Genomic DNA, 23739 nt, shown 5'->3' on the forward strand with positions numbered 1-23739 from the left:
GAATTCCATCCCCGAGACTTCAATCGCGGCGGGCCGCCTGATCCACAAAAAAAGGGTCAAAAGGCATTTCCGAAGCCTCCGGTAACCCCCCGCGCTGCATCGCGCTCGCAGGCCGCATCGGCGAATCCGTCCGGTGCACCATTCACGCGCAGCGCGCGTCACCCTGCAGGGAGTCCAGGCGTCATGGACTGACGGACAGCACAACGCGCGCTGTGACCGGTCCCGTGCCGTTCACGGGCTGCCGCCGCTGCCCCCGCCCGACTATTCCCTGTGGTCACCATCGCCCGAGACGGGCGGACCTGGCCGCTACACTGAGGCCGTCGTTTCGCCGTAATCGGGGCTGGTGACGGCCTCATATTGTCGCGATAATGACCCCCGTTGTGCGCCTCGGGCGCCATAATCGCAAGGCGGAAACCCTCTCATGCAACGCTTCCGGAACATCCTCTGTGTGGTGCAGGAGCCGTCGGATGCCGCGGCTCTCGAACGCGCCGTATCCCTTGCGGAGAACAACCAGTCCGCGCTGACCATTGCCCGGGTGATCCCCCGCCTCGCAACGGACCTGCGCCTGCCGGAGGGTGGCCCCACGTCAGAGGCACTGCGCGAGTGGACGAGAGCCGAACATCTGGAGTCGCTGGAGGCGATGGCTCGTCCTTACGGCGACAGGGTCGATCTTGCCCTGCGGCTGCTGGAGGGTACCGAGTTCCTGCAGATCATCCGCGCCGTGCTCGCTGACGGCTACGACCTGGTCATCAAGGCGGCGGCGGACCCGCCCTATCTGCGACGACTCTTCGGCGCCGACGACATGCATCTTCTGCGCAAGTGTCCGTGCCCGCTGTGGCTGACCCGGCCCGCAGAGAAGGCCGACTACGGCCGGATTCTCGCTGCGGTGGATTTCGACCCGGCGGAACCGCGGGAAGCTGCCACCGCAATCAACCGCACGATACTGGAACTGGCTGCGGCGCTGTCGGTCTCGGATTTTGCCGAGTTACATGTGGTCCATGCGTGGGACGCGCCGGCAGAGGATGTGATCCGGCGCTGGGCGGCCGTGCCTGACAGCGCGGCTACGGACTACGCGGAGGCGGAGAGGTCGGCCCACGCGAGCGGACTGGAGCACATCGGAGCTCAATTGAAGGAATGGCTGGGGGACGAGAGCTATGAGTACATCGCCCCTCGATACCATCTCGCGCGCGGCGCGGCGGTGACCGTGGTGCCGCAACTCGCCACGGAACTGGAAGCCGATCTGGTGGTGATGGGGACGGTGGCGCGTACCGGAATCTCGGGGCTCATCATCGGCAATACCGCCGAGTCGATCCTGGAGCAATTGCCCTGTGCCGTACTGGCCGTGAAAGGGCCGGGCTTCGTCTCGCCGGTGCGCCTGCCCGACTGATGACCGCCTGCGGCCTCACGGCAGGTTCTTGTCGCCGAGCTCGCCCTCGGGGATGGCCGTGCGCTCCCTCTGCTCGCTCCCCGTCAGCAGATCCACCGCCCGGTCGGCCGCATCCTGGAAAGGCTCCAGTACCAGATCGGCGCCGGCTTCTCTGAGCTCCTCGGAGTCCATCTGCTTGTGTGACGTAACGGCGATACGGCCCCTGAAGCCCGCGCTCCGGCTCACCTGCAGCAGTGTCTCCTGGACGTCCTCGTAACTGAGGCCCGTGGGTTGCACGGGCATCGTCGAGACCAGCCAGCCGGAGCGCTCGAGAGGCAGTGTGGCAAGAAACTCCGGATCGCTCGCATCGCCGTATTCCGCCTCGAGGCCCAGGGAGTGCCAGCGCCGCACGGCTACCGGGTTGAAGTCGACCCCCAGAACCGGGATACCCATGTTGTAGAGACGCATGCCGATTGCGGTGCCGAAACGGCCGAGACCGAAGATGATCACTTCGTACCGGCCCGTGCCATGTCCCTGACCCTCCGCGGGTTCGGCGGGGGTGTTCCTGCGCTCGAACATGCCGAGTGCCGGTTCGAATACGGCGTACAAATGGTGCGAGTAAGTGATCATGTAGGTGGATACGGCGATGGTCACCAGCCCCACGAGGGTGACCAGGCCGAGTGCATCGGATGCCACGTGGCCCAGCGAGACTCCCATGGCGATGAATATCAGCGAGAACTCGCTGATCTGCGCGACGGTGAGACCTGCGAGAAAACCGGTGCGTTTGCGATAGCCCATTCCGCCCATGATGGCCAGTACGATCAGTGGGTTGCCGACCAGCACGAAGAGCGAGAATATGACCGCCGCGAAGATATTCGAACCCAGCACCGACAGGTCGAGCGCAGAACCGAGGGCAATGAAGAAGAAGAGCAGCAGAAAGTCACGCAGCGGCGCGAGCCTGGCCGCAATGGTCTCGCGGTAGGGCGTGGAGGCGAGGGAGATACCCGCCAGCAGGCCGCCCACTTCCTTGCCGAGGCCGGCAAGGTCGCCGGCCGCGGCGAAAAGCGCCGCCTGCGCGATGGCGAATACGAGGAGCAGTTCCGGGGCCTGCGCCAGCTTCTCGATGAGCGGGTCGGCGATGTAGCGGACGAAGATCACGACCACCGCAACGAGCGCCAGGCTGGAGACGAGCACCCGTAGCACGGATGATCCGCCGTGTTCGCCGCCGCCCATCCCGATGGCCGACAGCGCGATCATTGCGAACACCACCACCAGATCCTGAACGATCAGGAAGCCGAGTGCGATCTGGCCGTGCAGCGAATCGATCTCGCGCTTGTCCGAGAGCAGCTTGACGATAATGATCGTGCTCGAGAACGTGAGCGCGACGGCGACATACAGGCTGGTGACCGCATCGAGGCCGAGCGCGAGCCCGATGAGGAAGCCGAACAGAGACGTGAACAGGACCTGGCCGAGGCCGGTCATCAGCGAGACCGTGCCGAGGGTCCTGATCAGTTTGATATCGAGCTTAATTCCGACCAGGAACAGCAGGACGGCGATGCCGAGCTGCGAGAGCAGTGTGATCTGGGGCTCCGAGCGGACGAGGTCCAGCACGGAAGGGCCCGCCAGCAGCCCGACGGCGATGAAGCTGACGATGAGCGGCTGGCGCAGCAGCAGGCCGATCGATCCGACCACCGCCGCGAGTACCAGCAAGGCGGCGATTTCCGTGAATGGCGACTGGTGGATGAGTTCGTACACTGGCACCCGCTCGTGTCAGGAATCCGCGCCAACCGATGATAGATGAGCGCCGGTCCCGGCGCGACGGCCTCGTGACCGGCTCAGGGGACGCCCGAGTCAGGCGTCCTTCTGCCGCTCGATCTCCGCCGCCAGGTCGATGCGCTCCAGCTCTTCGTCGATCGCGCCGATCCGCTGCTCGAGCGCAGCCTGCTCCGGCTGGCCCTCTGAGCCCTGTCCAGCCTCCGCGGAAGCGGCTCTGAGCGCAGCGAGTTCGCCCCGCAGCCGGCTGCGCTCCTCTGCGAGCTGATGCCGGCGGCCGGTCTGCGCCGGCGCTGTGTCGTCGTCGTCCTTCATAGGGCCCGTCGTCGGCATTCCCCTGACTGATGAACTGTCCTTGTCATACGAGCATACCGCAGCGAGATACGAACATCTCGCAGCGTCCCGAAACCTTCCCCTCACAGAACCGTCAAGAGCGCGCAATCTCCGGGTGCTCGAATAGCGCCGGTCAGACGCCCAGCCACTGCCGGGCCTCGAACAGGGACGCATAACAATGAACCATCGCCTCATCCGGAGCGTCGCAGTCGCCGCGCTCCTCGTACCGTTTGCGACGTCGGCCGGCGACCTCTCCGGCCGTGTTACCGACGAGAATACGGGCCGCTGGCTCGCCGGCGCCGCCGTCACCATCAATCCCGGCAACGAGCGCATCGTTGCCGATGGCAGCGGCCGCTTCCAGATCCGCGACCTGCCTGCCGGCGAGTACCGGGTGGAGATCCTCCAGACGGGTTACGATCCGGTCGCATTCACGGTCGGCGTGCCTGCCCAGGGCACCGTCACCCGCGACGTCGCAATGTCTTCCAGCATGGAAACGATCGTGGTCACGGGTTATCGTGCGGCCCTGAACGACGCCATCCAGGACAAGCGTTTCGCAGACGTTATCAAGGACTCGGTGACCTCCGACGACGTCGGCAAGCTCCCCGACCGAAACGCTGCGGAGGCCCTGCAGCGCATCCCCGGCGTCTCGATCACCATCGATCAGGGCGAGGGCCGTTACGTCACGCTACGTGGCATAGACCCTGGCCTCAACCTTGTGACCATCGACGGCGCCACCATCGGCGCGCCGGAGAGCGACCGGCGGATCGCCCTGGATACCATTCCCTCGAATGTGCTGTCGAAGCTGGAGGTGATAAAGACGGTCACACCGGACATGGACGGTAACGCCGTGGGCGGCTCGGTGAACCTGGTGACACCCAGCGCATTCGATCTGGCGCCCGGCGAGCGCATCAGCGTGTCCGCGGACTACGGCTATTACGATATGAGCGGCGAGAGCCCGTACGGCGCCAGTGCCAGCTGGGGTACGGTGTTCGGCGACGACGACCAGTTCGGGCTGCTCCTGAGTGCGAGCCACCTCTCCCGTGATTACGAGTCAGAGAACATCCAGGGCGGCAACATCTGGGAAGAAGAGGGCGACTTCTTCGTGCCCGAGGAACTGGTGTTGCGCGACTATACCCTGGAGCGTCTGCGCACCAGCGTCGTCGCCAACCTCGAGTGGCGCCCCAATGGCGATTCCCGGTTTTATTTCCGCAACATCTGGAATGAGTTCCAGGACACCGAGCAGCGCCTCGAGACGCTGTACGACTACCGCAACGGCGACCTGGTGGATCAGACGCCCAGCTCCGGCACCTTCACCGAGGGCGAAGGCGAGCGGGCCTCCAAGGACCGCCGCGAGAAGCAGTCCATCCTGAACAGCACCCTGGGCGGTGAGGTTTTCCTCGGTGCCTGGACAGTGGAAGGGTCCTACACCTTCGGCAAGGCCGAGCAGGACACGCCCTACGACGAAGAGTACGTCTTCGTGCTGGCCGATCCCCTGCCGATGACCTACGACACCTCCAGCTTTTTCTTCGACGTCGACGGCGGCGCCGCCTTCGACGATCCGGCCAACTCCGAATTCGACGAGGTGGAGTTCGCCAGCCAGATCGTGGAGGAAGACCTCAATGTCGTCCGGCTGGACCTGACCCGGGACCTGCAGTTCGCCGGCAATCCGGGATACATCAAGTTCGGCGCCAAGTTCACCGGGAGGGAGAAGACCAGTGATGAGAACGCACTGGTCTACGATGGTTTCGACGGCGATTTCCTGCTGTCAGACATCTTTCGTCCCGGCAAGTCCGGCTTCTATTGCGACGAGCGGTGTTACGACTTCGGCCCGGTGATCGACCACGGATCCGCGAACGCGTTTTTCAATGCCAACCGGGACCTGTTCGAACTCAGCGATGACGACAGCCGCGAGGCCAGCGCGGATGCCGACTTCACCGTGGAGGAGGACATCTCCGCCGCCTACGTAATGGCCTCGGCGGATATCGGCGGGCTCGCGCTGACCGGCGGCGTCCGCGTCGAGCGCACCGAGACCGAGTCCCGTGCCTTCGACATCCGTTTCGAGGACGGCGATCTCGCACCGGAACTGCCCCGGCGTACCGGCAGCAAGGACTACACCAACTGGCTGCCGGGCGTGCAGGCGCGCTGGGCCGTCAACGACGGTGTCGTGCTCCGCGCCGCGTGGACCAACACCATCGGCCGGGCCCCTTACGAGCAGCTGGCCCCTTTCCGCATCTTCGAGGCCGACCCGGACGGGCCCGATGCCTTCGAGGGCGAGGTGGAGGAAGGCAATCCGAACCTCGAGCCGCTGGAATCGATGAATCTCGATGCCTCCGCGGAATGGTATCTGGATTCCGGCGGTCTGCTGGCGGTGGGACTGTTCTACAAGGACATCGACAACCCGATCTTTACGCAGGTCACGACCCTGGAGGACCAGGAATTCGAAGGCCGGTTCTTCACCGAACTCGAGCGGAGCCGGCCGGAGAATGCCGACAGTGGCGAGATCCTCGGCGTCGAGCTGAACCTGCAGCAGCAGTTCACCGGCCTGCCGGCCCCGTTCGACGGCTTCGGCGTGTCGCTGAATTACACCTACACCGACAGCGAGGCGACCGTTTTCGGCCGGGACGACAAGGTGCCGTTCTTCCTGCAGTCCGAGAACGTGGGTAACGCCGCCGTCTTCTGGCAGAATGGCGGACTCGAGCTGCGTGCCGCGATCGCCTATCGCAGCCAGTACCTGGACGAGGTGGGCGAGGACGCCGACAGTGATCTGTACATCGACGACCGCACCCAGGTCGATCTCAAGGGCAGCTACGCTTTCGACAACGGCCTGAAGGTGTACCTGGAGTTGCTGAACGTCACCGACGAGCCGCTGCGCTTCCTGAGCGGCGGGCGCTCCGACCGGCTCGCCGAGAACGAGATCTACGGCTGGAACGCGATCGCCGGCATGCAGTACCGCTTCTGATTCTGCGGCCGATGGTCAGGGTCCTCCACGGGCTGCTCGCCGGCGTCCTGCTGGCCGCCACGGCGGTCCCGGCGCTCGCCGACCAGAGCCCCCTTCCGGCGGCGGAGCCGCGTTCCGCCGCGCGTCAGTCGCCCCATCATGATCTGGCGGGGACGGTGACGTCGATACGCGAGCGTATGGCGGCGGAGCTCGGCCCCGACGAGCGGGTGGACATTACCCCCGAGGCCGCAGCCGCCTTCCTGCAACCCGCGGAGCGGCGCGCGTTAGCCACCGGCTTCGTCCGCTTCGGCGTGGATCGGCCGGCGCGCATCTACGTGGCGTTCGAGGGCGAGCAGGGCGAGACGCCGTTCTGGCTGCCGGACCTGCGCTTCGGGCGGCGGGCGGACCTGGACTTCATCGTCGATGCCGAGGATGCCTACCACGTTTGGGACAAGACGGTACCCGCGGGCGAGGTCCGGCTCGGCATCCCGAGCCTCTCCGGCGAGATGAAGCCCTACCTGGTGTTCGCGGCGCCCGCGGACGACGGCCGGGCGGTGACCTTGACGCCCCTCGTGCCGGGAACCGACGTCATCTCCGCCCGGGCCGGTGCCCGGCCGTTCCTGGATGACGACGACTACCTCAATGCGTTGCCGCAGGTGCTCGACGGGCTGCCCGTACTGAGGAGCTACGAGAGCTGGGAGCTGATCTCGCGCCTGGTCGGCTGGTTCCGCCGGACGGAGTATCCCTCCTCGGCATCGCCGGACCAGTTGCTGCTCACCTGGCAGGGCGATCCCCGGCATTCGGCCACCATCCAGTGGCGTACCGACGTCAGCATCCAAAACAGTCTGTTGTGGGTCGCGGCGAAGGAGGACTTCTTCCAGGCGGGTTCCGCGGCGGGACGCCGGATCGATGCCTCGTTCCGCGAACTGGAGAGCTCCCGCATCGTCAACGACCCGGTCGTCCGGCTGCACCGCGTGCGACTGGACGACCTCGAACCCGGGACGGATTATCTCTATGCCGTCAGCGCGGACGGCGGCGAGACCTGGACCGACGTCCGGGAATTCCGTACGGCGGCCGAGTCCGAGCCTTACTCTTTCGTCTACATCGGCGATCCCCAGAACGGCCTCGACCAGTGGGGACAGCTGCTGCGCCAGGCAGAGTTTCGCTACCCCGAGGCGCGCTTCTACATGATCGCCGGCGACCTGGTGGACAAGGGAGCGGAGCGCGACAACTGGGACGAGTTCTTCCATGAGGGCTCGCCCGTATTCGACGAATCCGCCGTGGTGCCTGCCATTGGCAATCACGATAGTCACGGCGGCCACCCGACGCTGTATCTGCAGCAGTTCGCCCTGCCGGACAACGGCACGGAGAGGCTCGATCCGGGGCGCACCTATTATGTGGAATACCAGGACCTGCTGGTGGTGGTGATGGACTCCAATTACCAGCTGATCGAGCCGGAGCTGCAGGCCGACTGGCTCGACCGCGTGCTGGGCGGAAGCGACGCGCGCTGGAAAGTGGTGATCTATCACCACCCTTTCTATGCTTCACGCCCGGACCGCGATAACTACCCCCTGCGCGAGACCTGGGGGCCTATCTTCGACCGCCACCGGGTGGATATCGCTTTCCAGGGCCACGACCATGCCTACATGCGCACGGTGCCGATGCGCGGCCACCGGCCGGCCGCGGAAGGCGAGCACGGCACCATCTACCTGGTGGCCGTCTCCGGCACGAAGATGTACGAACAGGAACTGCCGGCGTTCGCCGCTTTCGGCGCCACCGATACGCGGACCTTCCAGTACATCGAGGTCGACCCCGCGGACGGCACGCTCGACTATCGGGCCATCGATACCGGCGGTCGGGTCATCGACACGTTTCGGCTGGAGAAGCCCCCGGCGGCCGCAGCGGACTGAGGCGAGCGCGAAGCGTCAGTCTCGTTCCACGAATATGTCCAGCGGCAATACCGCGGTCACACCGACGTTCGGCACGTCCACCAGCTGGCCGATACGCATGTCCACCGCGACGCTGGCGATCATGTACGCCTCTGCCCGATCATAGCCGTACTCCGCGACGATGTAGTCGATCATGGCGGCAAGCGCGTTTCGCGTCGCCAGATTGATATCGGCCGACAGATTGCTCAGGTCGGCGATCTTCGGCGACTGCAGATACGCGAGGTCCGCGGGCACGCTGCCTTTCTCTTTCAACGGGAAGCCGGTCACCGCGTAGAACCGCTCCGAGGGTATCCCGAGCACTCCTGCCGGCCCCTCGTAGTGCGGGCCGTGGGACAGGTCCGGCGGGTCGTCGACGATACGGGTGGTGACCGTCAGCCTGCCGCCCATCTCGATGGCCGTGCCCGACACTTCGCCGTCGCCCTGCGCGTAGTGGAAGTCGCCGACCGCAAGCCCGCAGCCGTCGACGAGGCACGGCAGATAGACGGTGGTGCCGGTCGTGATGTAGCGGATGTCCATGTTGCCGCCGTGTTCCCGCGGCGGGATGGTGCGCAGGCACTCCGACGGCTTCGCGCCGTCCGGCCCGCACACCGACGCAGGCGCGGCCTCGTCCGGGTCGGGGCCCATCACGGCGCCGCCGGACTCCAGCAGCTGGCTCTCCCGGGCCAGTGCATCGGCCAGCAGGGCCTCTCCGGGCAGCGTCGTCACGACGCCGGGAAAACTCGCGTTCGGGATACGCACGCCCGGCAGGGCGTCGCTGACCGCATAGTCCTCATTGATGCGCCAGACGATGAAGCGCTCGTCCGTCCCGAACTGGTCGCCTGCGAAGCCGAACGGTCCGGCCGTGGTCCAGCCGACGTCGTCGGGCTCGAGTGCCTCGATGGTCACCGCCAGCACGTCGCCGGCTTTGGCGCCTTCGATGAATACGGGTCCGGTCAGCGCATGGACGATGCCGACTCCTTCCCGCGGCATGCTCTTCGCACTAGAGGACTGATCCGGGTCCAGGGTGAGGTCGAAAGCATCGCGGCCATTGAACACGATACGCTCACCGGGCTCCGCGCTGGCAACCATCGGAATATCCGGATGCAGGCGGTTCATACACGCCGGATCGTCGGCGCAGGCCACGCTGCGATCGCCGACGACCACTTCGGCGGCGGCGTCCGTAACTGCCGCCAGGCTCGACAGCAGCACTATGGCAAGACAACTGAGAAGACCCGGTTTCATACGCATATTCCTTTGAAGTTGTTGTATCTGCGCTGCGGATTCAGGACGATGCCACCTGCACGCCGCCGGCTGCGAAATCCCGCTGCAATGCCAGTTCCAGGCGCTCCGCGAGCGGCTCGCGTACCCGCTGTTTGGTATTGCGATGCGCTTCCATGTTGAGGGTGGCGAGTGTTGCGGCCATGTCGGCGGCCCGGGGCGCGAGGTCGCCCGCCGGCACTGCCTCGTCCAGGAACCCGGCCTCCACGGCCCCCGCGGAGTCGTAGACCCTGGCCAGCCCCACAGCCTGGTCGAGGTGTACCTGCGCCAGTCTCGCGCGGGCGAGTTCCACGCCGAACCAGGGCAGCGTCATCCCGATGGCCACCTCGTTCAGACCGAGTTTGTAATCGCCTTCCGTGCCGATGCGGTAGTCGGCCGACAGGCAGAGCAGCGCGCCCATGGCGAGCGCATGTCCGCTGACAGCCAGAACGACCGGTGTCTCGAAGGTCAGCAGCCGGTTGGCGATCTCCGCGCCCTGGCGCAGCAGTCTCGCGGCATCCTCGCCGCCCTGACCCATCACCGAGAGATCGAAGCCCGCGCAGAACTTGCCCGGTCGGCCGGCGATGATCACGACCTTGCCGGCGGCCGCCGCCCGGTCGAGACCGGCGTTCAGGCTGTCGAGCATGTCGAAGGACAGGGCGTTGGCCTTGCCGTCGTCCATGGTCAGCAGGCAGTGGGTTTCGTGTTCGGTGACTTCGAGCAGTGCGGTCATGACTCTCTCCCGGTCGGTCCGGCGGCCAGTCTAGCCTTACCGCGCGCCAATGGGGAGATCGCGGCAAGGAATCGCTGCAGGAGGCCGTCCGGCGGCTGACCAGCCTGCCGGCGGAGAACCTGAAGCTCGCCGGGCGCGGCGCGCTGAAGGAACAGTACTACGCCGACGTCGTGGTCTTCGATCCGGCGACCATCCAGGATCACGCGATCTTCGCCGAACCCCACCAGTACTCCATCGGCGTCGATCACGTGATCGTCAACGGGGTGCCCGTGCTGCTGGACGGAGAGCATACGGGAGCCACCCCCGGCCGCTTCGTGAAGGGACCGGGCTACGTGGCTCCCGACTGACGGCGGACTCGGGGCGGCCTGTGCGGCCTCAGTGATGATGCTGGCGATGAGCCAGATAGCAGGTCACGGCGATAGCCGCGCAGAGAATCGCGAGTGAGGCCGCGTTGAGAGCGAAATAGACGTCCACATAGTTCATGGCTTACCTCCCGCACCACCTGAGTGCCTGCAGGGCCGGCGCCGTCTTCAGGAGAATCGGGCTTACCGGCGTACAAAGATATTGGACCGCGAAAGGCATGTCGGATTCCGTGAGTTTCATCACAGGGCGGCGGTGGTGAGACCGGTTTTTCGTCGCGGCGCTCACACGTTCAGCAGCAGATGCTCCCGCTCCCACGGGCTGATCTCGCGGTGGAACTGCCGCATTTCGGCGCGTTTGACCGCTTCGAAGACCATGCAGAACTGCTCGCCCAGCACTTCGTGTATCTCGGTGGCCGCTGCGAAGCGGGACAGTGCCTCGTCGAGGGTGGTGGGGATCGGCCAGGCGTCCTCGTCCGGCTCCCCGGGCTCGGGCGGGCCGGGTTCGGCGGAGTGCAGCATGCCCAGATAGCCGCAGGCGAGCCCGACGGCGATCGCCAGGTACGGGTTCGCGTCGACGCCGACCACGCGATTCTCCATGCGGCGATTGTCGGGGCTCGAGTTCGGCACGCGCAGGCCGGTGGCCCGGTTGTCGAAGCCCCAGGCGAAATTGGTGGGTGCGCTGGATTCCTCGTCGTGGAAGCGCCGGTAGCTGTTCACGTACGGTGCCATCAGCGGCATGGCCTGCGGCAGGTAGTGCTGGCTGCCGCCGATGAAGTGCCGAAACAGCTCGCTTTCGCTGCCGTCGGGCCGACTGAACAGGTTGTGGGCTTCTCCGTGCCCTCCGGCGGTATCCAGGACGCTCTGGTGCACGTGCATCGCAGAGCCCGGCTCGTCGCGCATGGGTTTGGCCATGAAGGTGGCGAACATGTCGTGATTGAGGGCGGCCTCGCGGATGATGCGTTTGAAGTAGAACACCTGGTCGGCGAGTAGCAGCGGCTCGCCATGGGTGAGGTTGATCTCCACCTGGCCGGCGCCGTCCTCCTGGATCACGGTGTCGATGGCGAGCCCCGCGTCCTCGGCGAAGCGGTAGATGGTGTCGATGACCGGACCGTAGTCGTCCACCGCCGACATGGAATAGGACTGCCGGCTGGTGCGCCGTCGGCCGGTGCGGCCGAGCGGCGCCTCGATGGGTTCGTTCGGGTCCGTGTTTGGCTTGATCAGGTAGAACTCGAGCTCCGGCGCCACCACCGGCGCCCAGCCCCGGTCGGCATAGTGCTGCACTACATTCTTCAGCACCTGCCGCGGCGCAATACCGGCCGGCACGCCGTCGCGGGTGTACAGATCGTGGATGATCTGCAGCGTCGGCTCCTTCGCCCACGGTACGGCCCTTGCCGTCGACATGTCCGGTCGCAGCATCAGGTCCCCTTCCGCCCACTGGTTGTCGATGTCCATCTCGACGTCCAGCCCCGAGATCGTCTGGTAGAAAATGGAGACCGGCAGGTAGGTCACGTACTCGGGACTGAACTTCTTGGCGGGCATGGCCTTGCCGCGCGACATGCCGGCGAGGTCCGGCACGATGCACTCCACCTCGTCGATGTCGCGGCCGCTGCGGTAGTCCTTGAACGCCTCGGGGAGCGCATCCCGCCAGTCAGCCTCTCGATCGCTCATCTCATGGTTCCTGTTGTGAGCCTTTGACAGGGTCGAAGCCTACACGAACCGCGTCGAGCAATGCCTGCGTCCGTTCGGCGGCGTGCATGCGCTGCTCCCGCAGCGTCGGGTCGCGGGCGTCGGCGGCGAAGTTCCGGAACATGAGCGCAGAGCCGGATTGCGGCGAGTCCACGCGGACCGCGGTCCCGGCGTCTTCGCGGGCGCGATTGCCATTGGCCCAATAGCGATAACTCGCCGTGCCGCCTTCCTCCTCGCCGACGAAGTTCTCCATGTGGATCCGTCCACGGCTGCCCGACAGTGTCAGGTCGATCGAGACCGTATCGGCGTCGAAGCCGCAGCGCCACGTGGAGACCGTGTCGTTGTCGAAGGCGATCGAGCCTTCGCCGGCGACGATGACGCCGGTCGGCTCGTCGTGCCGGAGCCGGGTGCTGACGGAGCGCACGGCGCTGTCCGGGGCCAGGTATTCCAGCGCAGCGCGCATGTTGTACCAGCCGAGATCGCCGAGCGCCCCCAGGGGCTCCAGGGCCGGGTCGTAGCGGATGTCATCGCGGTCCGTCAGGCCGATCAGGAAAGACGAGTCCAGCAATCGTGGCCAATCCTTCATCCCCTCCAGGTGCGCCTGAATATGCGCCGTCCGCGGATGATGGACGAAGTGAGTCGCATCCATGAAGGCCACGCCGTTTCCGCGGCACGCGGCCGTGATCCGCTGCAGCGAGGGCAGGCTCGCGAACGGCTTCTCGCCGAGTACGTGCTTGCCCGCTGCGCCGGCGGCCACGCAGATCTCCTCGCGCAGGGCTGTGGGTGTGGCGACGTAGACGGCGTCGACGCCGTCCCAGGCGAGCATCCGTTGCCAGGAATCGAATGCCTCGTCGGCGCCGTGTGCCCTGGCGAACGCCGAGGCAGTCTCCATGCGTCGGCTGGCGACGGCGGCGAGCTCTGCCGACGGCGACCTATTGACCACGTCGGCCATCCAGCCGGCGATATTGCCGGTGCCGACAAAACCCCAGCGCAGCGGCGGCGGATTCGCGGGCGGCTTGCGAGACGGTATCCGTGTCATTCCGGTACCGGCCGCAGCGAACGTCGTGCCTTCAAACGACCCGTGCCAGCACTACGGGGAAGTGGCCGCTGGGAATGTCCGTCGACTCGTCGAACTCCACCACGAGCAGATCCCGGTCCCCGGCCGGCACGCTCTGCAGCAGCCGGTCCTTCTCGTTGAGCGCCTCGCCGGCGAAGTACATCTGCGTGGTGAGTTCGTGATAGCCGCGCCGCGAGACCCGGAAGTGAATGTGCGGTGGCCGGGTCCAGTTGCCGCCCACCTTGTAGGCGCCGGGCTTTATGGTTCTGAACGCGTAGCGGCCCTCGGCGTCCGACCTGATCATCGCCCAGCCCTGGAAGCCGGGGTCCACCGGAGCGGTGGCCGGGTCGGCCTCGTGGTGATAGCGGCCCCAGGTATTGGCCTGCCAGACGTCCACGAGTGCGCCCGCAATCGGCTGACCGTCCTCGTCCAGCACCTGCCCGGTCACCCGGATCACCTGTCCCTCCGCCATCCGATCCCGGCCCTCGATCAGAGTCAGGTCCGCGTCCTTGTCCGCCTGCTGGTGCGTCGGGTAGAAGGGACCCTCGGGGTTGGCGGGCGTCACGGCCCGCATACCTGCCCCGATGGTGGGGCCGGCGGCACCGGCGGCCAGGCCGACCCCGGCGGTCAGCAGCGCGCGGCGGCTCAGTTTCTTTCTCTCGCTCATTCGGCACTCCCCAGTCGCGATGAATCGCGCAGGTATTCGTAATTCTCCACCGGCCGGCTGGCGTTAGCCAGCGTCTCTAGTGTCGGGCATCGAGCAGGATCGCGCGATAGCGTCCGGCGAATTCGCCCGCTGCCGCCGCATCGAACACCGCTTTGCGGTAGCGCAGCGTCAGGGTCATGCGGTCCTCCAGCGAAACGGCGCCCACCGAAACGCCCATCGGCATGTGGGCCGGCGGCGAGAAGTAGATGGCGTGGACGCGGCCGGCATCTCCCATCACCGGCGCCGCCGCCAGGCGACCCAGGTTCGACAGCCAGCTCGTCTGCACGTGTCTCCTGCCGACGGTCGGCGCGATCTCCCGCAGGCGGGCCTTCAAGACGGCCGGCAGGAATCGCGGGATGGACAGGACGTCTATCAGGGTGCCGGCCGCTCCCGCCTCCTTGAGCCGCAACGTCTGCCGGCAGACGGCGCCCACCGCCGAATCGAAGTCCCTCTGGTCAGTCTCGTCGAGGATGACGTTTACGTACGAGGAGAAGTTGGAGACCACCTCGTACCACCATTCCCGCGGCCGCAGGTTCACAGGCATCATCACCGAGATCTTGCCGGTCCGGCCGCCGGTCTCCCGATTCCAGGCCCGGATCGTGAGGGCGAGCCCGGCCAGCAGCATGTCGTTGACCGTCGCCGGTTGCCGGCGGCCAGCGAGGAAGCGCGCCGTCTCTTCCGCGGTGAACGGCAGCAGATGTACGCCGTAGCCGGGCGCATCGTCCGGATCGCCCGGCGGCGCGCCATGGCCGTTGATGCGCACGGGCGCCGTCGTCGAGCGCAGCAGGTACTCGGCGAACAGCCCGAGCCGTTCCAGGCGCTGGCGCAGGCTGTGCGTCGCCGCCAGCGATCCGAGGTCGCGTACGGCGAGAGGGTCGATGTCGGGTACCGGATCTTCCTCCCCGGCGTAATGGCGCACGATGGACGTCATGATCCGGAATGCGGAGAGGCCGTCCGCCACGGCGTGATTCAGGTTGATTATCAGGCGGTCGCCGTCCGGCGCGCGGGCCAGCAGCAGACGGAAGCCGGGCGAGACGTCGAGCGGCACGCTGGTGCTCAGCAATTCCGCTCGCAGCTCGGCGAGATCCTGCTCGGTGTCGGCCTGCCGGACGCGCAGCGGCTCGATGTCCGACTGCTCGCCGATCTCCCAGCTGTAGCTCACCGACCCGGCGTGATAGGGCCGCAGGCGGGCCCGAGCGAGCGGATGGCGCCGCTGTGCATGCCCGATCGCCGCCAACAGGCACTCCTCGTCGATACGGCTCTTCAGCTGCAGCTCGAGGTGGATGCTCCAGGGGTCCTGAGGGCGCTCGATATTCAGGAACGCGGCATCAAGGAGATTCAGTTCGGTTGTTATCATCCACGGCGTACCATCATGTAGCGGGATCATAACCGCTGCACCCCGCAATCGCTTCCGCAACAGAAGGTCTGAGCATGTCGATAACGAACAGGCGACTCGGAAAGCACGGCGTCCTGGTCAGCAACCTCTGCCTGGGCACGATGAATTTCGGCTGGCACACCACGGAGGAGGACAGCTTCCGCATCATGGACCGGGCGCTGGAGCTCGGCATCAACTTCTTCGATACGGCGGACGTCTACGGCTGGGCGGTGGAGAACGGCCACACCGAGGAGATCATCGGCCGCTGGCTCGCGCAGGGCGGCGGACGTCGGGATGCGATCGTGCTGGCCACCAAGGTCTACAACCCGGTGGACCGGAAGGCGAACTTGCCGGAAGTGAACAGCGACGGCTCGAGCCTCAGCGCCTACAAGATCCGCAAGCACTGCGAGGGCAGCCTCAGGCGCCTGCAGACCGAGCACATCGACCTCTATCAGATGCACCACATCGACCGCGACTGCCCCTGGGACGAGATCTGGCAGAGCTTCGACGCGCTGGTGGGACAGGGCAAGGTGGTCTATGTCGGTTCCAGCAACTTCGCGGGCTGGGACATCGCAACAGCCTGTCAGGAGGCCTCGCGGCGCGGCTTCATGGGCCTGGTGAGCGAGCAGAGCACCTATCATCTGGACAACCGCATGGTGGAGCTGGAAGTCATTCCCGCCTGCCGCCACTACGGCCTCGGGCTGATACCGTGGAGCCCCCTCGGTGGCGGACTGCTCGGCGGCGCGCTGGAAAAGCACGACGCCGGCCGGCGCACCGACGAGAACTTCGCGAAGTACATCGAGAAGAAGCGCGGTCAGCTCGAGCAGTACGAGGGGCTCTGCCGCGACATCGGCCACCCGCCCGGCGAGGTGGCTATCGCGTGGCTGCTGCACAACCCGGTGGTGAGCGCGCCCATCATCGGGCCGAGGACCATGGAGCAGCTGGAGAGCGCCGTGCGCGCAGCCTCCATCGAACTGGACCGGGAGACACTGGACAGGCTGGACGAGATTTTCCCCGGACCCGGAGGCGAGGCACCGGCGGCCTACGCCTGGTGAGCGCCGTGCTCAGCGCCGTGGCGCGGCCGCCCTTCCCAGCCGGTCGTTGATGGCCTCGCCGAGGCCCTCGGCGGGTATCGGCATCACGGCGATGGTGTTCGCGCCCTCGGCATCCAGTTCCCGCAGCATGCGGTAGAGGTTGGCCGCCGCCTCCACGGTATCTCCGGCCGGCGAGAGATTGAGGGCCTCCGGCGGAGCGTTCGGCCCGAAGCCCAGCAGCACCTCGCCGTCCCGCGCCTCGGCCGCCTCGCGCCGGATGGCGGCCTTCGGGGCATAGTGGGAGGCCAGCTGGCCGGGCGCGGTGACCGACTCCCCGGCAGGTTCCGCCACGGGCCCTGCGATCGATTCGATGCGCTCGCGCTCGATGGCGCCCGGACGCAGCAGCCGCGGCGGCTCGCCGGGCAGCAGCGAGACGATGGTGGATTCGATACCGGCGCTGCAGGGTCCGCCGTCCAGCACCAGTGCCACGCCGTCGCCGAGTTCGCGGGCGACGTCCTCCGGCCGGGTGGGACTCAGCCGGCCGGACGGATTCGCCGAAGGCGCCGAGACCGGTCCGCCGAACGCCTCCAGCAGCGCCTGCGCCAGCGGATGGCCCGGCACCCGCAGGGCGATGGTGCCGAGCCCGGCGCGGGCAAGGTCGCAGGTGCGCCCGGTCGCGGCCGCCGGCACCACCAGTGTCAGCGGGCCCGGCCAGAACGCCTCCGCCAGCGCGAGCGCACGCTCGTCCAGCTCGCCTTCCCGGGCGGCGAGTTCGGCGGAGGCGACATGAGAGATGAGCGGGTTGAAGCGGGGCCGGCCCTTGGCGGCGAAAATCCGGGCTACGGCCGCGGGATTGGCCGCATCGCCGGCCAGCCCGTACACCGTCTCGGTGGGCATGCCGACCAGGCCGCCGTCACGAAGCGCCTGAGCCGCCCGCTCCACGGCTGCTGGGCCTCGGACGATGGGGGCTGACTGGCTCATCGGCGGGAAACTCGGCGCTTGCGCACGGTGCGTTGGCGGAATTCTAGCCTGCCGGTGGTTCCTGCTGCGCGCTCAGCGTGACCTCGAACTCCACGACGACCTCGCTGCGCACGAATTCGGGGTCCGCGAACTCGCCGGTGCCCACGTCGAAACGCTGCCGGTCGATACGGGTGCCGCCGGCCATCGTGAAGCGGCCCCGGGCGATGATCGCCTCGCCGTCGGGGGTGAGTTCGTAGCGTATCGACTGTGGCGCGGTGATGCCTTTCAAGGAGAGTTCGCCGTCGGCGACATATTCCCGGCCGTCACGGCGCACCGCGGTACTCTCCCAGGCCGCCGTCGGGTGCCGCTCCACGGCGAAGAAATCAGGGCCTTTCAATGTCTCGTCCCGGTCCCGGTTGTCGCTGTCGGCAGATGCGAGAGCGACCGTCACACGGATCTCGTGGTCTTCCGGTGCCTCCCCGGCCTGGCAGTAGCGCACCGAGAACTCGCCGAATCGGCCTGTAAATCCCGTGTCTTCGACGGCGCCCGAGAAAGTGAGCTCGCCGGAAGACGCGTCGCCGGTGTAGCAGCGAGCGTCACCTCCGGCTGCTTCTGATACCGGTATGGCCAGGGCAACCAGGAAGACGAGTGCTGCGCGGAGCGCTAGTTTCGGAATGGCAGCATCCTCCTCAACACGTCGTCGCGCAGCAGGAAGTGGTGACGCAGGGCGGCACCGGCGTGCACGGCGGTCACCGCCAGGAGTGCCTGGCCGAGGAACTCGTGGGCGTCCTCGAACACGTCCTCCAGATCCTCGTCGCTCGGAGCGAGGTCCGGGATATCGATCAGCCCGAAAAACTCCGCGCCGTAACCCGCCGCCGAGGTATAGGCCCAGCCGGTGAGAGGTATCGCCAGGATGAGCGCATACAGCGTCCAGTGGGAGGCGCTGACCGCGATCCGCTCCCAGCGCGCCATCGTCGGCGGATCGTCCGGCGTCCTGCTGAGCAGCCGCCAGACGAGCCGCAGGACGGCGAGCGCCAGTATGGTCATGCCGATCGACTTGTGCTGGTTTACCAGCGCGAATTCCAGGCGGACGGAATCCGCCTCGTCGATGCGCCAGGCCCAGACGAATTGCGCCAGGACGCCCGCGACGACCAGCCAGTGCAGGAGCTGGGCGACGAGGCCCCACGCCGTCGCGGTGTTGCGCAGTGGAACTCGCATGGCAGGCACTCTACCGCAGGGCGGCTCGGCACGGTACACCGCGCCGGACGCGTCCGGCGCGCGCCGCCGGCTTCCGGCCGGCAGCGCGGATTGCTACTCTGACGCGTCTTCCCAGGCAGTATCGAGGCACCATGTCGGACTCAGAGACCTACACGCCACCCCGCGTCTGGACGTGGGACCAGGAAAACGGCGGCCGATTCGCCAAGATCAACCGGCCCGTCGCCGGCCCCACCCACGACAAGGCGCTGCCGGTCGGCGAGCACCCGCTGCAGCTCTACTCGCTGGCGACGCCGAACGGCGTAAAAGTCACGGTCATGCTGGAGGAACTGCTGGCGGCCGGCCACAGCGGCGCCGAGTACGACGCCTGGCTGATCCGCATCGACGAGGGGCAGCAGTTCGGCAGCGGCTTCGTCGCCGTGAACCCCAACTCGAAGATCCCGGCCATGATGGATCACGGCACGTCGCCGCCGACCCGGGTCTTCGAGTCCGCCGCGATTCTGCTCTACCTGGCGGAGAAGTTCGGCGCTTTCGTGCCGTCGGATCACCACCGGCGGGCGGAGTGTCTGAACTGGCTGTTCTGGCAGGCGGGCAGCGCGCCGTTCCTGGGCGGCGGATTCGGCCACTTCTATGCCTATGCCCCCGAGAAGTACGAATACCCCATTAACCGCTACACGATGGAGGTGAAGCGCCAGCTGGACGTGCTCAACCGCCGACTCGCGGACAACCGCTATCTCGCCGGCGAGGAATACAGTATCGCCGACATGGCGGTCTGGCCGTGGTACGGCGCGCTGGCGGCGGGCAAGCTCTACGAGGCGGGCGAGTTCCTGGACGTGCAGTCGTACGAGCACGTGCAGCGCTGGACCACGGAGATCTACGAGCGCGAGCCGGTGAAGCGCGGACGCATCGTGAATCGGGCGTGGGGCGACCCGGCGTCCCAGCTGCACGAGCGCCACAGTGCGGAAGACTTCGAGACCCGCACCCAGGACAAGATCGGCGATTCCTGAATACGTCAGGGCCGAGACCGTGAACCCGGCCGCCGAGCCGGATATTCGCGTCATCCCGGTGACGCCGCTGCAGCTTACCGGCCGGCGTTCCCGGCCTTGCGCAGCCGTTCCCGCCAGAACTCCGCATTACGGATGCCGAGCTTTTCCGGGTCGAAGGTGTAGCGCTCGACCCCGGCCCGGCGTTGGCGTTCGTAGTCCCACAGGGCGGTCATGGCCGGATGTGCCCGGAAGAACAGGATCAGGATGGCGACGATGTTCAGCCACGCCATCAGCCCCACGCCGATCTCGCCGAGCCCCCAGGCCAGGCTGGCCGTGCGCACGGCGCCGTAGAAGACCGAGGCCATCAGGATCAGTTTGAGGATGGTGAGCTCGTAGGGGATGCGGAAAAAACGGCGCAGATAGGCCACGTTGGTCTCCGCGATGTAGTAGTAGGCCAGTAGCGTCGTGAAGGCGAAGAAGAACAGCGCGATCGCCACGAAGGGCTTGCCGAATCCCGGCAGCGCACTCTCCACCGCCAGCTGGGTGAACGTGGGGGTATTCGGGTCGATGCCGGCGTCCACGAAGTGGAAGCCGGCCAGCGGCGTGCCGTTGCCGTCGACGACGTTGTAGGAGTTGGTGATCAGGATCATGAACGCGGTGGCCGTGCAGACGAACAGGGTGTCCACATACACGGAGAATGCCTGCACGAGGCCCTGCTGGGCCGGGTGGTCCACCTCGGAAGCGGCGGCCGCATGGGGACCCGTGCCCTGGCCCGCCTCGTTGGAAAAGATGCCGCGCTTGACGCCCCAGAAGACCGCGCCGCCGGTGACGGCCTCGATGGTAAAGGCATGCTCGACGATGAGGCCGACGATGCCCGGCAGAGCCGACGCGTTCATGATCACGATTCCCACCGCGGTCACGATGTAACCCAGGGCCATGAACGGCACGACCACCTGGGTAAAGTGGGCGATGCGCTTGACGCCGCCGAAGATGATGAAGCCGAGCACGGAGACCACGGCGACGGCAGCGCCGAGCTTCGCGTAACTGACGGTGCCGAGGCCGGTCGTGAGTTCGGCGCCATTGCCGAAGGCCAGTTCCACGGCGTTGCCGATGGCGTTCGACTGGACGCCGGGCAGCAGCATGCCGGTGGCGATGATGGTGGTGACCGCGAACACCCAGGCATAGGACTTGAGCCCCATCGCCTTCTCGATATAGAAGGCCGGCCCGCCGCGGTACTCGCCCTCTTCCTCTTCCTTGTAGATCTGGCCGAGCGCGGACTCGATGTAGGCCGTGGCCGCACCGAGGAAGGCGACGATCCACATCCAGAGCACCGCCCCGGGTCCGCCGAAGCCGATGGCCGCGGCTACACCGGCGATGTTGCCCGTGCCAACGCGGCCCGACAGGGAGACGGTGAGCGCCTGGAAGGAGGAGATGCCCCGTTTCGACTCACTACCGGCGAACAGCAGCCGGATCATCTCGCCGAACAGACGCACCTGGACGAAACGGGTGAGCACCGAGAACAGCAGGCCTGCGCCCAGGCACAGGTAGACGAGTGGCGCACTCCAGACGAATCCGTTGATCGCATCGACGATCTGCTGCATGCCGGGCTCCGGGGTCCTGCGGGCGAAGGCGGGATTCTATCCTGCCCGGCCACGGGCTTGCCCGGCCGGCAGGCCGTATCGGCATTGACAATCCTCTTATATGTCGATTATTCTCGACATATGGAAATAACAGCCGCTACGCGCTCGCTCGCCGCTCTCGCCCAGGACAGCCGGCTGTCCACCTTTCGCCTGCTGGTGCGGGCGGGTGGTGAGGGGATGCCGGCCGGGGCCATTGCTCAGGCGCTCGACATCCCCCACAACACGCTGTCCACCCACCTCGCCACCCTGACGAACGCCGGTCTGATCCGCCCGCGGCGGGAAGGACGCAGCATCATTTACAGCGTCAATTTCGACGGTACCCGGGCGCTGCTCGGCTTCCTGCTCGAGGACTGCTGCCAGGGCGCGCCGGAGGTCTGCACCCCGGTCCTGGACAGCGTGCTGGCAGATTGCTGCAGCCCTCTGCCTGAAGGAGAAACCACTCATGAAACGCCTGCACGTTAACCTCAGCGTCGAGGATCTCGATGCCTCCGTCCGCTTCTACTCGCTCCTGTTCGCCGCCGAGCCGAGTGTGCTGAAGGCCGACTATGCCCGCTGGATGCTGGAAGACCCGCGGGTGAACTTCGCCATCAGCACCCGCCAGCCCGGTCGGGGTGTGAACCATCTGGGCATCCAGGCCGAGGACGACGGTGAACTCGAGGAAGTGTTCGGACGCCTGCAGGAGGCGGGCGGGCCCGTGCTGGATGAAGGCGATACCACCTGCTGCTACGCCCGCTCCACCAAGCAATGGATTACCGACCCGCAGGGCGTGGCCTGGGAGACGTTCCTGACCCGGGGCGAGTCCGCGGTCTACGGTCATGACCATCCGGTGCGTGCGGAGGAATCCGCATCGCGCCCCTGTTGCTGAGGCCCGCCATGTCCGGTTCCGACGCAGCGAAACGGGTGCTCGTCCTCTGCACCGGCAACTCCTGCCGTTCGATCATGGCGGAGGCGCTCGTGAATTCTCTCGGCCAGGGCCGCTATGCGGCCTCCAGCGCCGGCAGTCAGCCGGCCGGCTACGTGCATCCGGAGGCGCTGGAGACGCTGCGCCGCCACGGCATCGACCCGGGCGAGCCGCGCAGCGAATCCTGGGATGCCTATGCCGACCAGCCATTCGACTACGTGATCACGGTTTGCGACTCGGCTGCGGCCGAGTCCTGCCCCGCTTTCCCGGGCGGGTACACGAAGCTGCACTGGAGCACGCCGGATCCGGCGAAGGCGGAAGGCACCGACGCCGAGATCGAGGCCGCCTTCGAACAGGCCTACACGATGCTGAAACACCGCATCGAGCAGGAGCTGCCATGAGCGCCGACACGCCGAAGGCATCGTCCGGTACTCCGCCCATGGGCCTCTTCGAGCGCTGGCTGTCCGTCTGGGTGGGCCTCGGTATCGTCGCCGGCGTGATGCTGGGTGCCGTCTTCCCGGGGCTGTTCCGCGCCGTCGCGGCGCTCGAGTATGCCAGCGTGAACCTGGTCGTCGCCGTCTTCATCTGGCTGATGATCTATCCGATGATGGTGAACGTCGACTTCGCCTCCCTGAAGGATGTCGGCCGGCGACCGAAGGGGCTCTGCGTCACCCTGGTCGTCAACTGGCTGGTGAAGCCGTTCACCATGGCGGCGCTGGGCGTACTGTTCTTCGAGTATCTCTTCGCCGGCCTGGTGGAGCCGGAGACGGCGCGGGAGTACATCGCCGGCATGATCCTGCTGGGGGTCGCCCCGTGCACGGCGATGGTGTTCGTCTGGAGTCAGCTCGTCCGGGGGGATGCCAACTACACCCTGGTGCAGGTGTCCATCAACGACATCATCATGGTGTTCGCCTTCGCGCCGCTCGCCGCGTTCCTGCTCGGCATCACCGACGTGGTGGTTCCGTGGGAGACGCTGCTGCTCTCGGTGGTGCTCTACGTGGTGACGCCGCTTGCGGCCGGCTACCTGACGCGCCGCGCCCTGGACGGCCACGACGACCCGGAGCGGGTCGCCGCCTTCACCGCGAAGGTGAAGCCGTTCTCCATCATGGGGCTTGTCGCCACCGTTGTGCTGCTGTTCGGTTTCCAGGCGGAGACCCTGCTCGCCCGGCCGGACGTGATCGTCCTCATCGCCATCCCGCTGCTGGTGCAGAGCTACGGGATATTCGCCATTGCCTACGGCTGGGCCTGGGCCTGGCGCATCCCCTTCGAGACCGCCGCGCCGGCCGCGCTCATCGGCACGTCGAACTTCTTCGAACTCGCGGTGGCCGTCGCCATCAGTCTGTTCGGCCTCCAGTCCGGGGCGGCGCTGGCCACTGTAGTCGGTGTCCTGGTGGAAGTGCCCGTGATGCTGTCGCTGGTCGCCATCGCCAATCGTACGCGGCACCATTTCGCGAGCGCAGCGGAGGCGGCTGGTCCCGTGTCCGGCTGA

Annotated in this window: 21 protein-coding genes and 1 pseudogene; 10 read left to right on the forward strand and 12 right to left on the reverse strand. The window is 66.7% G+C overall.

Features of this window, described 5'->3' with window-relative positions:
- Positions 1-421: 421 nt before the first annotated feature.
- Complete coding sequence (locus tag ACJMKX_RS13060) at positions 422-1387, forward strand: universal stress protein (protein WP_405226081.1); 966 nt, start codon at positions 422-424, stop codon at positions 1385-1387.
- A 15-nt stretch (positions 1388-1402) separates the two neighbouring features.
- On the opposite strand, the gene ACJMKX_RS13065 is transcribed toward ACJMKX_RS13060, so the two are convergent.
- On the reverse strand, positions 1403-3121 hold the full coding sequence (locus ACJMKX_RS13065; protein ID WP_405226084.1) for a cation:proton antiporter: 1719 nt from the start codon (positions 3119-3121) through the stop codon (positions 1403-1405).
- Between the two features lie 96 nt (positions 3122-3217).
- On the reverse strand, positions 3218-3454 hold the full coding sequence (locus ACJMKX_RS13070; RefSeq protein ID WP_405226087.1) for a hypothetical protein: 237 nt from the start codon (positions 3452-3454) through the stop codon (positions 3218-3220).
- Between the two features lie 196 nt (positions 3455-3650).
- Between ACJMKX_RS13070 and ACJMKX_RS13075 the strand changes: the two genes are divergently transcribed.
- Positions 3651-6431: a TonB-dependent receptor gene (locus ACJMKX_RS13075; protein ID WP_405226090.1), complete on the forward strand. Its 2781-nt coding sequence runs from the start codon at positions 3651-3653 to the stop codon at positions 6429-6431.
- A gap of 11 nt (positions 6432-6442) precedes the next feature.
- The gene (locus tag ACJMKX_RS13080; RefSeq protein WP_405226093.1) at positions 6443-8320 is read left to right on the forward strand and encodes a fibronectin type III domain-containing protein; all 1878 of its coding nucleotides are present in this window, start codon (positions 6443-6445) and stop codon (positions 8318-8320) included.
- 15 nt (positions 8321-8335) lie between these two features.
- Here ACJMKX_RS13080 and ACJMKX_RS13085 read toward each other — a convergent pair whose 3' ends face one another.
- Together ACJMKX_RS13085 and ACJMKX_RS13090 are read right to left on the reverse strand one after the other, a co-directional pair.
- Positions 8336-9580 (reverse strand): acetamidase/formamidase family protein, encoded by a 1245-nt coding sequence (locus ACJMKX_RS13085; RefSeq protein WP_405226096.1) that lies wholly within the window; start codon positions 9578-9580, stop codon positions 8336-8338.
- A gap of 40 nt (positions 9581-9620) precedes the next feature.
- Positions 9621-10328: a crotonase/enoyl-CoA hydratase family protein gene (locus ACJMKX_RS13090; protein ID WP_405226099.1), complete on the reverse strand. Its 708-nt coding sequence runs from the start codon at positions 10326-10328 to the stop codon at positions 9621-9623.
- Positions 10329-10381: 53 nt separating this feature from the next.
- Between ACJMKX_RS13090 and ACJMKX_RS13095 the strand changes: the two are divergent.
- Positions 10382-10675, forward strand: a pseudogene (locus tag ACJMKX_RS13095) (amidohydrolase family protein); the annotation flags it as partial.
- Between the two features lie 297 nt (positions 10676-10972).
- Here ACJMKX_RS13095 and ACJMKX_RS13100 read toward each other — a convergent pair.
- The 4 genes from ACJMKX_RS13100 to ACJMKX_RS13115 form a co-directional block, all read right to left on the reverse strand.
- Positions 10973-12358 (reverse strand): glutamine synthetase family protein, encoded by a 1386-nt coding sequence (locus tag ACJMKX_RS13100; protein ID WP_405226102.1) that lies wholly within the window; start codon positions 12356-12358, stop codon positions 10973-10975.
- 1 nt (position 12359) lies between these two features.
- Complete coding sequence (locus tag ACJMKX_RS13105; RefSeq protein WP_405226105.1) at positions 12360-13415, reverse strand: Gfo/Idh/MocA family protein; 1056 nt, start codon at positions 13413-13415, stop codon at positions 12360-12362.
- Between the two features lie 31 nt (positions 13416-13446).
- Positions 13447-14100, reverse strand: coding sequence for a dioxygenase family protein (locus tag ACJMKX_RS13110; RefSeq protein ID WP_405226108.1), 654 nt, complete (start codon positions 14098-14100; stop codon positions 13447-13449).
- A gap of 76 nt (positions 14101-14176) precedes the next feature.
- The gene (locus tag ACJMKX_RS13115) at positions 14177-15496 is read right to left on the reverse strand and encodes a condensation domain-containing protein (RefSeq protein WP_405226110.1); all 1320 of its coding nucleotides are present in this window, start codon (positions 15494-15496) and stop codon (positions 14177-14179) included.
- Positions 15497-15570: 74 nt separating this feature from the next.
- On the opposite strand from ACJMKX_RS13115, the gene ACJMKX_RS13120 reads away from it, so the two are divergent.
- Positions 15571-16569, forward strand: coding sequence for an aldo/keto reductase (locus ACJMKX_RS13120; RefSeq protein ID WP_405226113.1), 999 nt, complete (start codon positions 15571-15573; stop codon positions 16567-16569).
- Positions 16570-16578: 9 nt separating this feature from the next.
- On the opposite strand, the gene ACJMKX_RS13125 is transcribed toward ACJMKX_RS13120, so the two are convergent.
- From ACJMKX_RS13125 to ACJMKX_RS13135, 3 genes are read right to left on the reverse strand one after another with little or no spacing between them, the layout of a single operon-like run.
- Positions 16579-17529, reverse strand: coding sequence for an L-threonylcarbamoyladenylate synthase (locus tag ACJMKX_RS13125; RefSeq protein WP_405226116.1), 951 nt, complete (start codon positions 17527-17529; stop codon positions 16579-16581).
- A 43-nt stretch (positions 17530-17572) separates the two neighbouring features.
- Entirely contained in the window at positions 17573-18184 is a 612-nt protein-coding gene (locus ACJMKX_RS13130) for a YceI family protein (protein WP_405226654.1), read from the reverse strand.
- Positions 18172-18726, reverse strand: a complete 555-nt coding sequence (locus ACJMKX_RS13135; RefSeq protein WP_405226119.1) for a cytochrome b — start codon at positions 18724-18726, stop codon at positions 18172-18174. The genes ACJMKX_RS13130 and ACJMKX_RS13135 overlap by 13 nt, the downstream gene beginning before the upstream one ends.
- A gap of 131 nt (positions 18727-18857) precedes the next feature.
- Here ACJMKX_RS13135 and yghU point away from each other — a divergent pair, with 131 nt between their 5' ends.
- A complete protein-coding gene (yghU, locus tag ACJMKX_RS13140; protein WP_405226122.1) occupies positions 18858-19730 on the forward strand; it encodes a glutathione-dependent disulfide-bond oxidoreductase in 873 nt (290 codons plus the stop codon).
- Positions 19731-19804: 74 nt separating this feature from the next.
- Here the strand turns inward: yghU and ACJMKX_RS13145 are convergent, their stop codons facing one another.
- On the reverse strand, positions 19805-21310 hold the full coding sequence (locus ACJMKX_RS13145) for an alanine/glycine:cation symporter family protein (protein ID WP_405226125.1): 1506 nt from the start codon (positions 21308-21310) through the stop codon (positions 19805-19807).
- A 120-nt stretch (positions 21311-21430) separates the two neighbouring features.
- Here ACJMKX_RS13145 and ACJMKX_RS13150 point away from each other — a divergent pair, with 120 nt between their 5' ends.
- The 4 genes from ACJMKX_RS13150 to arsB are packed head-to-tail and all read left to right on the forward strand — an operon-like array spanning position 21431 to position 23739.
- Positions 21431-21811, forward strand: a complete 381-nt coding sequence (locus ACJMKX_RS13150; protein WP_405226128.1) for an ArsR/SmtB family transcription factor — start codon at positions 21431-21433, stop codon at positions 21809-21811.
- The gene (locus tag ACJMKX_RS13155; protein ID WP_405226131.1) at positions 21792-22214 is read left to right on the forward strand and encodes an ArsI/CadI family heavy metal resistance metalloenzyme; all 423 of its coding nucleotides are present in this window, start codon (positions 21792-21794) and stop codon (positions 22212-22214) included. The genes ACJMKX_RS13150 and ACJMKX_RS13155 overlap by 20 nt, the downstream gene beginning before the upstream one ends.
- Positions 22215-22222: 8 nt before the next feature.
- Positions 22223-22651: an arsenate reductase ArsC gene (locus tag ACJMKX_RS13160; RefSeq protein WP_405226134.1), complete on the forward strand. Its 429-nt coding sequence runs from the start codon at positions 22223-22225 to the stop codon at positions 22649-22651.
- Between the two features lie 38 nt (positions 22652-22689).
- Entirely contained in the window at positions 22690-23739 is a 1050-nt protein-coding gene (arsB, locus tag ACJMKX_RS13165) for an ACR3 family arsenite efflux transporter (RefSeq protein WP_405226657.1), read from the forward strand.

It is taken from the genome of Lentisalinibacter sediminis, assembly GCF_040706615.1.
GTDB lineage: Bacteria > Pseudomonadota > Gammaproteobacteria > Steroidobacterales > Woeseiaceae > Lentisalinibacter > Lentisalinibacter sediminis.